The sequence below is a fragment of the Mycobacterium sp. E796 genome, assembly GCF_001672815.1.
GTDB lineage: Bacteria > Actinomycetota > Actinomycetes > Mycobacteriales > Mycobacteriaceae > Mycobacterium.
The window spans coordinates 19,068-30,081 of record NZ_LZKK01000250.1; the positions used below are offsets into that span (position 1 = coordinate 19,068).

Sequence of the window (11,014 nt, forward strand, 5' to 3'; positions counted from 1 at the left end):
GGGCGGCTAGTGCGTGATAACAGCCTTCTCGGCGCCGATGCCGGTAAGGGAGCGGACCTCCATCTCGGCGTTGCGTACCGGGTCGCCGCGGTCGGACGACGACAGCGTCCCAACGATGCCGAGGACGAACGCCAGCGGGATCGACACGATTCCGGGGTTGGCAAGGGGGAACCACGCGAAGTCCGCGCCGGGGAGCATCGCGGTCTTCGCTCCCGACACCGCGGGCGAGAAGATGATCAACACGATGGTCGAGATCAGGCCGCCATACATGCTCCACAGCGCACCGCGGGTGTTAAACCGCTGCCAATAAAGCGAATACAGGATCGTCGGCAGGTTGGCCGACGCCGCGACAGCGAACGCCAGCGCCACCAGGAAGGCGACGTTCTGGCCGTTGGCCAGGATCCCGAGCGCAATCCCGAAAATGCCGAGCACCACGGCGGTGATGCGGGACACGCGGACTTGTTCGTTCTCGGTGACTTTGTGCCGCTTGATCAGGCTGGCGTAGATGTCGTGGGCGAACGACGTCGACGCGGTGATCGTCAGACCCGCGACCACGGCGAGGATCGTGGCGAACGCCACCGCGGAGATGACACCGAGCAGGACCACGCCGCCGAGATGGAAAGCGAGCAACGGCGCCGCCGAGTTCTGGCCGCCGGCGGCCTTGAGGATCCGGTCGGGTCCGACGATGGCGGCGGCGCCATAGCCCAGCGCCAGCGTGAACAGATAGAAGGCTCCGATGAGGCCGATCGCCCAGACCACTGACCGGCGTGCCTCTTTCGCGGTCGGGACCGTGTAGAAGCGCATCAACACGTGGGGCAGCCCCGCGGTGCCCAGCACCAGCGCAAGGCCCAGCGACAGCAGGTTGATCTTCGACGTCGTCGACCCGCCGTATTGCGCGCCCGGGGCCAACACGTTGCGGCTGGAAACACCCTTGGTGGTGGCGTGCGACACCGCCGACTGCGCCGAACCGAGGATGTCGGAGAAGTTGAAGCCAAACTTCGCCAGCACCATCACCGTCATCGTCGCCGCGCCGAGGATCAAGAGGACGGCCTTGATGATCTGCACCCACGTGGTGCCCTTCATCCCACCGACCAGGACGTAGACAATCATCAGGACACCGACGACCGCGATGACGATCGACTCGCCGAGGCGGCCTTTGACATTGAGCAGCAGGGCAACCAAACCCCCCGCGCCAGCCATCTGGGCGAGGAGGTAGAACAGGGAGACCGTTAGCGTTGAGATCGCCGCGACGAGCCGCACCGGGCGCTGCCTGAGCCGGAAGCTCAGGACGTCCGCCATGGTGAATTTCCCTGTGTTGCGGATCAGTTCGGCGACCAAGAGCAGGGCCACCAACCAGGCCACCAGGAATCCGATCGAATACAGGAAACCGTCATAGCCGTAGACGGCGATCGCGCCGGCGATGCCGAGGAAGCTGGCGGCCGACAGGTAGTCGCCGGCGATGGCGATGCCGTTCTGCGGTCCCGAGAACGCCCGGTCGGCGGTGAAGAACTCGGTCGCGGTGGCGTTCCGCTGGCTGGCCCGGATCACCACGTAGAGCGTGATGAGGACGAAAACGGCGAAGATCGCGATGTTGGCGACGGGATTCCCGATCGTCTGCTGTCCGGCGGCAAACAGCGTCATGACGCCCCGCCTTCCGCGCGGATGGCGGCCGCCCTCGGATCAAGCTCGCGGTCGGCGAACCGTACGTAGAGTCCGGTGATGATGAATGTCGTCAGGAATTGGCCCAGCCCGATCAGCAGTCCGACGTTGACGTTCCCGAAGACCTTGGTCGCCATGAAGTCGTGCGCGAAGGCGCCCAACAGCACGTAGGCGGCGTACCAGGCGAGGAAGATCGCGGTCATCGGGAACACGAATCGGCGTAGTTTGCGGCGAAGTTCGGCGAACTCGGGGCTCGCCTGGAGGGTCACGAATTGCTGGCCCGTCGCTAATGGGACGTCTTCGGATGGAAACTCGGTAGTAGACAACGCGACTCCTGACCTCGTGTTCGAGCAGGCTTTTCGGCGTTAGCCTACGAGCAAACCCGATGACAACAGGAGTGCGATTTATGCCTGGGGGTCTAAATTAACCCTGGTGTCGCCGCGCGGGCACCTGACGGCAACCCGATTGCCGGCGTTTGTTAAGCCGGCACCTCGTGCGGCGAGTCTTTCTTGAATGCTTCCCGTCGAACCATTTCCCACACCGTCGGCGTGTGCTCGGTGGTCGAGACGACAACGGTCTTCCGCCGCGCCGTCCCGTCTTGGGCGAGCCTGACGAGGTAGTCGGCCAGGTCGACGCGAGCCGTGAAAGCACCGACCGGATCGGTCTCTCCCGCAATATAATTGGTCACCCGAGGCAAATCGAACAATCCCGACGGGCGCACGATCGTCCAGTCCAGGCCACTCTCGCGCACCACCGTTTCCATCCGGCGGATGTCGTCATAGACGGTCTTGCCGATGGTGCGGGTGATGATCGGCTCGAACAGCGCAACGCCAGTGGCGTATGGCGCCGTCCCCGCGCGGGGTAGGCGCCGGTGGAACTCACCACGACAAGCCGGCCGACGCCGGACTCGCGCATGGCGTTCACGATATTGCGGGTGCCGACGGAATACGTGTCGACGGGCCTGCGCGCGAACGGCACCCCGAGCGTCGACAACACGACATCGGCGCCGGCGACGATCCCGGCCAGGTGATCGCGCCGCACGTCCGCGCCCGCGACCGCCAGCCGCGCGTCGAAAATGGGGAACTCGTCGGGCCGCCGGGTCACCGCCACGGCCGCGTGCCCCGCGTCCAGCACCCGACGCGTCACAAGCCGTCCGGTCGATCCATTGGCGCCAAAGATGACGATTTGCATGAGAACTCCTCCCGTTCGCCACTACGACGAAGCGGGCCGGCCGAAAGTTACGCGGGCGCCGCAAAGGTCAGGTCGTCAGGACGGTCGCCGCGGCGGTGCCGGGGGCGCCGTACAACTGGGTGAACCCGACCTTGGGCTCGCCGGGGACCTGACGATCGCCGGTCTCGCCGCGCAGTTGGCGCACGATTTCGTGGATCTGGCGCAACCCGGAGGCGCCGATGGGCTCGCCGTTGGCGATCAGCCCGCCATCGGTGTTGACGGGCATGGGGCCGCCGATCTCGGTTGCGCCGTCGGCCAGTAGCTTCTCCTGGTCGCCGTGCGCACAGAACCCGCACTCGGCCATGTGGATGATTTCGGCGCCCGCGTCGGTGTCCTGCAGCTGGATCACGTCGACGTCGGCGGGGGCCACGCCGGCCTTTTCGAACGCGGCGCGCGCGGCGTACACCGTTGGCGCCACGTCCTCGTCGACCGGCGCGAACGTCGTGTTGACCTCGTAGGCCCCGTAGCGGCGGGTGCGGACCTCCACCGCCCGTAGGTAGACGGGCTTGGAGGTGTAGCGATGCGCGATGTCGGCCCTGCAGAGCACCGCGGCCGCGGCGCCTTCGTCCGGCGCGCAGAACATGTATTGGGTCAGCGGGTAGTTCAGGACCGGCGAATCGAGGATGCTCTGTTCGGAGATCGGCTTGCGGCGAAACGCGTTGGGGTTCAACGCTCCGTTGCGGAAGTTCTTGGCGGCGACCTTGGCCAGCGTCTGCTGGGAGACGTTGTGGTCGTGCAGATACCGGTTCGCCTTCATGCCGAAGAACTGGGTGGTCAGGTACTGCCCGTTCTCGGCGTACCACCTCGGCATGCCCACCAGCGCCGGATCTTCGGTGAACGCGCCGCGTGGGTGCTTGTCCAGGCCGATGGCGATGCCGATGTCGTAGTCGCCCAACCGGATCCCGTCGGCACAGGCCTTGACCGCGCTGGCGGCCGTCGCGCAGGCGTTGAACACGTTGGTGAACGGGACGCCGGTCAGGCCGACCATTCCGACGATGGCGTCCGGGTTTGCCACCGTCCAGCTGCCGCCGGTGGCGAACTGGACGTCCTTCCATTCGATGCCGGCGTCCGCGACCGCGGTGAAGATCGCGTCGACACCCATCTGCATGGCCGACTTGCCCTCGAAGCGGCCGAAGGGGTGCAGACCTACCCCGATGATCGCTACGTCGTTTGTCATCCGTATCTCCTTGTGTCCGGCGGCTCTAGCGGCGGCGCACCAGCTGGGCCTGCTGAAGGGCGGCCACCGCCCCGTGCTCGTCGAAGAGTGTGGCAACGGAGACGCCCACTCCGTCTCGGCCGTAATGGTTTTCGGCGCGAACGCCGATCCATTCGCCGTCGGGCACGCGGTGGACGTGCACGGTGAGATCGGTGTTGAGGAAGAGCCATTCGGTGACGCTGAGCCGGCTGCCCATGCCGTTGGCGATGTCGGCCACCGCGAACAGGCGCTGCATCGCCGTCATCGGTTCGCCCTTGACGAGGTCGACGACGGGTCGGGCCCAGCACTCCCCGGGCACATCGTTGAGGATGTCGTTCAGCCAACGCCAATCCAGGCTTTGGATGTAGGTCTGGTTCGCGTCGCTGTCGGGCCGACGGGGACGCCCCTCGCCCAGGGGCCGCAGCGGGGGAGTCGGTGTGAAATACAACTCCGCGGCGTCGCACTCCTGAAAACGCCAGGCGATCGCGTTGGCCACCGGTCGCGGGCGCTCGTCGGGACCCGGCGCCAGCAGTTGGGCGCCGAGCAACTCGATCTTGGTTCCCGGGCGCTCGACGTGCGCGCGAACCCAGAGCGGCCCGTCAACCGGCACCGGCCCGAGAAGGTCGACGACGACGCGGCTCAGCCGGGCGTCGTCGCGTGCCGAGCAGCCCTCCAGCGCGCGCACCAGCAACGCTGAGACGGGTGCCGCATTCTGCATCGTCGGCGACCACGTGCTGATGACGTGATCCGAGGCGCTGAACCTCTCACCGAGTGGATCGTGCGGATCGACCAGCTCGTAGTAGGCGTCGGTCAAGCGATGGCCCCCGCGTCCTTGAGTTCTTCGATGCGGTCCCAGTCCATGCCGAGCTCCATCAAGACGATCTCGGTGTGCTCGGACGCTTGCGGCGCGCGGGTCGTCACCAGCGGCTCGTGGTTGAACTGGACCGGGCCGCGCACGACGCGGAATGGCTTTCCGCCGCTGGCGAGTTCGACCTCGGCGATCATGTCGTTGGCGACGGCCTGCTCGTCGTCGACCAGATCGAGCAGGCTCTGGAAGGGCGCCCACTGGCCCTTCATTGACTTCAGGTGCTGGCGCCAGTAATCAAACGGCTTGCCGGCGAAGGCTTTTGCGATAAGTTCGGCGGCGGCGTCGGCGTTCTGGATCAGCGGGAGCACCTCGGAGAACCGCGGATCGTCGGCGGCCTCGGGGATGCCGAGATGCTCGAAGGTGTCCCGGATCAACCCGGTCGGGCTGATGATGCACAGGTTGATCGTGCCGCCGTCGGAGGTCTCGTAGTTGCCCATGAAGGGATTCACCGAGTTGCCGGCCCCGGGCATGGGCGTGCGCATCACCTCGCCGGTTTCCATGCCCTGGGTCAGGCTGGCGCCGGCCGCCCACCAGGCGGTGCTCAGCAACGACACGTCGAGTTCGACGGCCTCGCCCGTGCGCTCGCGATGCAGCAGCGCCGCCGAGATGCCGCCGGCGATGAACATGCCGCCGATGGAGTCACCGAACGCCGGAATGCCCTGTCCCAGTGCGCCGCCCAACTCCTCGGGGGTGAGCGCGTAGCCGATCCCGCTGCGCGTCCAGAACACGGTGCCGTCGTAGCCACCGATATCGCGTTCGGCGCCCTTGTCGCCGTGGGCCGAACCGCGCGCATAGACGATGTTCGGGTTCGCCGCGCGGATGTGCTCGACGTCGAATTTGTGCTTCTGGCGCTGCGCGGGCATGTAGTTGGTCAGGAACACATCGGAGGACTTGGCGAGCTCGTAGATCACTTCTTGGCCGCCCGGGGTGGAGATGTCGATTCCCACGCTGCGCTTGCCCCGGTTGGGGTGCTCCATCAGTGGGTGCCGCTCGGGGTCGACCTGGATGCCGCCCATGTTGAGGAAGCCGCGCTGGGTGTCGCCGCGCAGCGGGTGCTCGACCTTGATGACGTCGGCGCCCCAGTCGGCGAGGATGGCTCCCGCGGCGGGGACGAACGTGAACTGCGCCAGCTCGAGGACCCGAAAGCCCTCCATTACCTTGATCATTTTCCGGACCCTACTTCGCGTCGAATGTCACCGGAAGGGCGGTCGGGGAACGGAAGGGCTGGCCGTGGATGTGCGGGTCGCCGTCCGTCAGCAGGGTGAAGTTGGTCAACCGATCCAGCAGGCAGCCGACCGCGACCCGGGTTTCCAGCCGCGCCAGGTGCAGACCCAGGCAGGTGTGCTCACCGGCGGCGAAGGAGATGTGCGGCACGTGCTTGCGGAAGATGTCGAATTCCTCCGCACGTTCCCAGCGCCGCGCGTCGCGATTCGCCGAACCCATGCACACGCCGATCACCGCGCGAGCCGGAATCTCGACGCCCTCGAGCACGGTGTCCTGCGTCGCGAACCGCTGCACCGTGGTGAGCGGGGTCTCGTAGCGCAGCCCTTCCTCGATCGCCTGTGGCAGCAGCTCTCGGTCGGCTTGCACCGCCGCGAACTGGTCCGGATGAGTGAGCAGCAGATAGAGCAGGTTTCCCGACGACCGGTACGTGGTCTCCAGCCCGGCGGGCAGCAGCAGCCGCAGAAACGAGTAAATCGCCTCGTCACTTAGCTTTTCGCCGTCGATCTCGGCGGTCACCAGGTCGCCGATGATGTCCTCGGTGGGCTTCGATTTGCGCTGCTCGATCTGCTCGACGAAGTAATCCTTCAGCGCCGCCGACGCCTCGAATGCGCGCTCGTAGTTGACGTGGTAGCTGATCAGCGCGACGGCGTACTTGCGAAACGTCGGCAGGTCCTCGGCGGGCAAGCCCAGCAGTTGGGCGATGACGCGGGTAGGAAATTCGAAGGTGAATTGGCGGACCAGGTCCGCTTCGCCGGTTTCGATGAACTCGTCGATCAACGCGTTGCAGATCGGCCGCACGATGGTGGGCTCCCACCGGGCAAGGGCTTTGGACTTGAACGCCGCGGACACCAGGTTTCGGTGGTCGCGGTGCTTCTTTCCCTCCATCGCCAGAATGGTCGGCCCCATGAAGAGGCCGATCGTCTTGTCGTACGGCGCCGAGCTGAACACCCGGCCGTCGCGAAACACCGTGTTCACCGCATCGAACGACACCGCCGAATATTCATGCTTGGGCCGCAGCGATTCGGGCGTCTTGGAGTAGTCCATGACCGTCCCGCGGAACACGCCGGCCCGCCGTCGCTTCTGCGCGAAGAACGGGTAGGGGTCGCGCAGGCTGACGGTCTCCGGGCCGGTTTGGGAACCGGTCTGAACGTTGGTCGTCACCTAGATCTCCAGCATCTTCGGCAGGCACAGGCTGTCCTTTCGTAAGATCGTACTGTAATTATTACAGTAGACAATATGGGCGCAGTTTCTCGTTCCGTACCAATACGCCACTAGCGCTTGGCGATGAGGCGCGGTTGCCGGCGTCGGCGGCCGTCACCCGTCGGAATCCATGGCGGCACCGTCGACGTCTTCCGTAACATGGTTCCTCAGCACTTATTGGCCTGGGCCGCCCAAGCTGTTCACCGCCGAAGAAGGTGACCTGATGACGATCGAAATGATCGCTGACGGTCTGGGATTCACGGAAGGACCCACGAATCTGCCCGACGGCAGGGTCGCGGTGGCGTCGGTCAGTCACGGCTGTGTGTACATCGTGGACCCGGGCGGGGGCGCACCGGAAAGGATCGATACCGGCGGCGGGCCCAATGGTCTGTGCAGCGGATCCGACGGGTCGATCTATGTCGCGCAGAACGGCGGTAGTTTCGGCTCCGACGTGGCCGCCGAGCCCGGGGTGCAGGTCATCCGCGACGGCCGGGTCGACTACCTGGCCGAGGGCATGGACGCGCCGAACGATCTCATGTTCGGTCCCGACGGAAAACTTTGGGTCACCGACACCCGCGCCGAAATGGAACTCTTCCACCCCGACGAAAGCAAGCGCGGGTGGGTGTGGGCCGTCGATCGCGTCACCGGAGAAAAGGACTTGATCCTCGACTCCGGACCGGTTTGGATCAACGGCCTTGGTTTCAGCCCGGATTCGACCCGGCTACTGGTAACCGCGACGTCACCCGCGAAACTCGTGCGCTATCCGATCGGGGCGGCGGGCTCGCTCGATGGCCACGCCGCAGAGGTGGTGTGCACCTTCCAGCGGGCATGGCCGGCGGGGATGGCGGTGCGGGCCGACGGGGCATCCTGGGTGGCGATGACCGGCGCGGACCGCCTCGACCTCGTCGCCGAGACGGGCGAAATCCTGGATGCGGTGGTGCTGCCCGGCGGGACGCTCCCGACGAATGTGTGCCTGGGCGCGGACTCCGCGGACGAACTGCTCGTCACCGCCTCGTATCAGCAGGCGCTGTTGAGGATTCGGCTGCCGGCTTAGCGTTCAGCCGTTCTCCGCCTGCTCGCGCGCCCACCGGTAGTCGGCCTTGCCCGACGGGCTGCGCTCGATCACCGGACGGAACACGATCGCCTTGGGAAGCTTGTAGCGGGCGAGCGACTCGCCGGCGTGCTTGATCAGCTCGTCGGAGTCGGCGCTTACGCCTTCGGCCAGGGCGACGACCGCGACCACCTCCTGTCCCCACCGCTCGCTCGGCCGCCCGGCGACCACCACGTCGGCCACCGCCGGATGCGACGCGAGCGCGGTTTCGACCTCCTCGACGAAGATCTTCTCGCCGCCGGAATTGATGGTCACCGAATCACGGCCTAGCAGTTCGATCGCGCCGTCGGCGCGGTGCCGCGCGCGGTCGCCAGGAACCGCGTAACGCACCCCGTCAATCACGGGAAATGTCTTGGCGGTCTTGGCCGCATCGCCCTTGTAGCCGAGCGGAACGTAGCCGCGTTGCGCGAGCCAGCCGATGCCGTCGTGACCGAGCGGCAGGATTGCGGTGAGGTCTTCGGAGGCGACGAAGGTGTCGGGTCCGGCGTTGAAGGTGCCGGTCGACACGGCCCCCGACATCGACAGGTGGTGCATCTGCGCGCCGGTCTCCGACGACCCGACGCCGTCGATGACCAGGGCGTTGGGCAGCGCCTCGATGAGGCGTTGCTTCACGTACGGGGTGAGCAGGGCGCCGCCGTTGGCTACCACGGCCAGGGACGACACGTCGGCGATCCCCTTCTCGATGGCGGCAACCAGGGGTCGCGCCATCGCGTCGCCGACCACCGTCACCGTCATCACCCGCTCGCGCTCGACGGTGCGGACGACGTCGTCGGCGTCGAAATGGTCGACGACGGAAGGGAAGACGACAGTCTGCCCCGTGGTGATCGCCGTCATCACGCTCCACTGGGCGGCACCGTGGATCAGCGGTGGCAAAATCATCAACTTGGTGCCGGCGCCCGCGGCGGCCGCGGTGACGATCTCGTCGACGGAGCCGAATGGCTCGCCCGTCACCAGGTTTCGCCCGCCGAAGGACGTCATGAAGATGTCGTGCTGGCGCCACAGCACACCCTTCGGCATGCCGGTCGTCCCGCCCGTGTACAGCACGTACAGGTCGTCGGGGGAGTGCTGCAGCGGCGGCGGTTCGGGCGAACTGGACGCGACGATGGTCTCGTAATCCACCGCGCCGTAGATCAACTCGTTGCCCGAGTCGTCGGCAATCTGAATCAGCACCCGCAGCTGCGGCAGGTCGGGCAGGATTTCGGCCACTCGCGGCGCGAACGCGGCATGGTAGATCAGGGCCGTCGCGCCGGCATCCTTCAGCAGATACTGCAGCTCGCTTTTGACGTAGCGGTAGTTGACGTTGAAGGGGGCGACCCGCGCCTGAAACGCACCCAGCAGCGCCTCGACGAATTCGTTGCCGTTGTAGGCGTACAGGCCGAGTAAGTCCTGACCCGCCTCGTGGCCGGCGAGCACGGAGCGCTCTGTGTGGCACCCCAGGCCCCGCGAGCGCAGGTATGCGGCGAGCCGGTTCGCCCGGTCGAGCAGTTGCGCGTAGCTGAAACGCCGTTCACCCCTTATCACCAGGTCACGGTCGGGGATGGCCGCGGCCACGGCCGTCGCGACTGCGGGAACGGTGAATTGTGGTGCGGTGTCTGACATCTTGCCTCTCACGGCTGGTGGGGTAGCAGGCGAACCATCAGGCCGTTGGCTTCGCTGAGCAGTGTGCCGTCGGCAGCCGTCATGCTAGCGGCTACGAAGAATTTCCTGCCGTCGACGTTCGAGATACTGCCCTGAGCGCTCAGCGGCTCGTCGATCGGCGTGATGCTGCGGTAGTCGACGTGCAGGTAGGCCGTTCGGGTAGGGGGGACGCCCGCGGTCGAGACGATCATCCCGAACAGCCAGTCGTACAGCAGCGGGATCATGCCGCCGTGCACGGCGTTGTTCCCGCCAACGTGGGAGCGGGTGAAGTGTCCGCGCATGGTGACGCCGTCCGGTCCGGATTCGGTGACCAGCCACGGCGGCAGCAGCGGATGCCCCAGCCCGGGCAGCTCGATGACCCGCCCGCCGGGCGACACGCCCTCGGGAACCTGGTGTCCGTCCAGCAACGCGCAGGCGCTTTCGACGTGTTCGGCCGCGCTGCTCCACAGCGAACTGTCCGTGGACACGGTCAGGTCCTGCAGGCGGCGCAGCGCCGCGACGAACCGCCCCAGCCCCCGCGGCGCGTGTTCGGCCGGCTCGATCTGGGGGAATCCGCCTCGAACCGTCGGCGCGGTGTCGGTCACGGCTTGTCCCACGCTTGCAGCAGGTCGTCCGTTGTGGTGATGGTCGCGAGCAGCGACAGCGTGTTGGCGATGATGGCCTCACCGTACTCGGTGGGAACGCCGGCCACGGCGTCTTTCGGCACGACAACGCGGTAGGCGGCGTTGACCGCGTCCATCACGACGTTAGGGATCGCGATGTTCAACGAGACGCCCACCACGACGATGGTGGACACGCCGAGGTTGCGCAGCACCGCGTCGAGGTCGGTGCCGCCCATCGGCCCGACGCCGTGCCAGCGGCTCAGGACCAAATCGGTTGGCTCGGGCCC

12 protein-coding genes are annotated in these 11,014 nt (G+C 66.5%); 1 reads left to right on the top strand and 11 read right to left on the bottom strand.

The window, feature by feature from the left end; genetic code table 11:
• Nucleotides 1-6: 6 nt before the first annotated feature.
• The 8 genes from A5706_RS18830 to A5706_RS18860 form a co-directional block, all read right to left on the bottom strand.
• Nucleotides 7-1,641, bottom strand: coding sequence for a cation acetate symporter (locus tag A5706_RS18830; RefSeq protein WP_068133576.1), 1,635 nt, complete (start codon nucleotides 1,639-1,641; stop codon nucleotides 7-9).
• The gene (locus A5706_RS18835) at nucleotides 1,638-1,928 is read right to left on the bottom strand and encodes a DUF485 domain-containing protein (RefSeq protein WP_369831903.1); all 291 of its coding nucleotides are present in this window, start codon (nucleotides 1,926-1,928) and stop codon (nucleotides 1,638-1,640) included. The genes A5706_RS18830 and A5706_RS18835 overlap by 4 nt, the downstream gene beginning before the upstream one ends.
• 209 nt (nucleotides 1,929-2,137) lie before the next feature.
• Nucleotides 2,138-2,422 carry an NAD(P)H-binding protein gene (locus A5706_RS34805; RefSeq protein ID WP_255406320.1) on the bottom strand — a complete coding sequence of 95 codons (285 nt, stop codon included), beginning with the start codon at nucleotides 2,420-2,422 and terminating at the stop codon, nucleotides 2,138-2,140.
• Complete coding sequence (locus A5706_RS18840) at nucleotides 2,344-2,850, bottom strand: NAD(P)-dependent oxidoreductase (RefSeq protein WP_255406321.1); 507 nt, start codon at nucleotides 2,848-2,850, stop codon at nucleotides 2,344-2,346. The genes A5706_RS34805 and A5706_RS18840 overlap by 79 nt, the downstream gene beginning before the upstream one ends.
• A 67-nt stretch (nucleotides 2,851-2,917) precedes the next feature.
• Nucleotides 2,918-4,066 (bottom strand): thiolase family protein, encoded by a 1,149-nt coding sequence (locus A5706_RS18845; RefSeq protein WP_068133584.1) that lies wholly within the window; start codon nucleotides 4,064-4,066, stop codon nucleotides 2,918-2,920.
• A 25-nt stretch (nucleotides 4,067-4,091) separates the two neighbouring features.
• Nucleotides 4,092-4,898 carry a thioesterase family protein gene (locus A5706_RS18850; protein WP_068133587.1) on the bottom strand — a complete coding sequence of 269 codons (807 nt, stop codon included), beginning with the start codon at nucleotides 4,896-4,898 and terminating at the stop codon, nucleotides 4,092-4,094.
• Nucleotides 4,895-6,106, bottom strand: coding sequence for a CaiB/BaiF CoA-transferase family protein (locus tag A5706_RS18855; RefSeq protein ID WP_068133607.1), 1,212 nt, complete (start codon nucleotides 6,104-6,106; stop codon nucleotides 4,895-4,897). Before A5706_RS18855 ends, A5706_RS18850 begins: the two co-directional genes overlap by 4 nt.
• Before the next feature lie 22 nt (nucleotides 6,107-6,128).
• Nucleotides 6,129-7,337 carry a cytochrome P450 gene (locus tag A5706_RS18860; RefSeq protein WP_068133591.1) on the bottom strand — a complete coding sequence of 403 codons (1,209 nt, stop codon included), beginning with the start codon at nucleotides 7,335-7,337 and terminating at the stop codon, nucleotides 6,129-6,131.
• Nucleotides 7,338-7,599: 262 nt separating this feature from the next.
• Here A5706_RS18860 and A5706_RS18865 point away from each other — a divergent pair, with 262 nt between their 5' ends.
• Nucleotides 7,600-8,430, top strand: coding sequence for an SMP-30/gluconolactonase/LRE family protein (locus tag A5706_RS18865; protein ID WP_156767219.1), 831 nt, complete (start codon nucleotides 7,600-7,602; stop codon nucleotides 8,428-8,430).
• 3 nt (nucleotides 8,431-8,433) lie between these two features.
• Here the strand turns inward: A5706_RS18865 and A5706_RS18870 are convergent, their stop codons facing one another.
• From A5706_RS18870 to A5706_RS18880, 3 genes are all read right to left on the bottom strand, one after another.
• The gene (locus tag A5706_RS18870) at nucleotides 8,434-10,086 is read right to left on the bottom strand and encodes an acyl-CoA synthetase (RefSeq protein WP_068133600.1); all 1,653 of its coding nucleotides are present in this window, start codon (nucleotides 10,084-10,086) and stop codon (nucleotides 8,434-8,436) included.
• A gap of 8 nt (nucleotides 10,087-10,094) precedes the next feature.
• Nucleotides 10,095-10,709, bottom strand: coding sequence for a PaaI family thioesterase (locus tag A5706_RS18875; RefSeq protein ID WP_068133613.1), 615 nt, complete (start codon nucleotides 10,707-10,709; stop codon nucleotides 10,095-10,097).
• Nucleotides 10,706-11,014, bottom strand: a 309-nt coding sequence (locus tag A5706_RS18880; protein ID WP_156767220.1) for an isochorismatase family protein, incomplete at its 5' end; no start/stop codon positions are given. The genes A5706_RS18880 and A5706_RS18875, both read right to left, overlap by 4 nt.

Coding starts and splice junctions, on each gene's coding strand:
- A5706_RS18840 (WP_255406321.1), bottom strand. CDS start 2,850: ATGCAAATCGTCATCTTTGGCGCCAATGGATCGACCGGACGGCTTGTG.
- A5706_RS18865 (WP_156767219.1), top strand. CDS start 7,600: ATGACGATCGAAATGATCGCTGACGGTCTGGGATTCACGGAAGGACCC.
- A5706_RS18845 (WP_068133584.1), bottom strand. CDS start 4,066: ATGACAAACGACGTAGCGATCATCGGGGTAGGTCTGCACCCCTTCGGC.
- A5706_RS18855 (WP_068133607.1), bottom strand. CDS start 6,106: ATGGAGGGCTTTCGGGTCCTCGAGCTGGCGCAGTTCACGTTCGTCCCC.
- A5706_RS18870 (WP_068133600.1), bottom strand. CDS start 10,086: ATGTCAGACACCGCACCACAATTCACCGTTCCCGCAGTCGCGACGGCC.
- A5706_RS34805 (WP_255406320.1), bottom strand. CDS start 2,422: ATGGAAACGGTGGTGCGCGAGAGTGGCCTGGACTGGACGATCGTGCGC.
- A5706_RS18830 (WP_068133576.1), bottom strand. CDS start 1,641: ATGACGCTGTTTGCCGCCGGACAGCAGACGATCGGGAATCCCGTCGCC.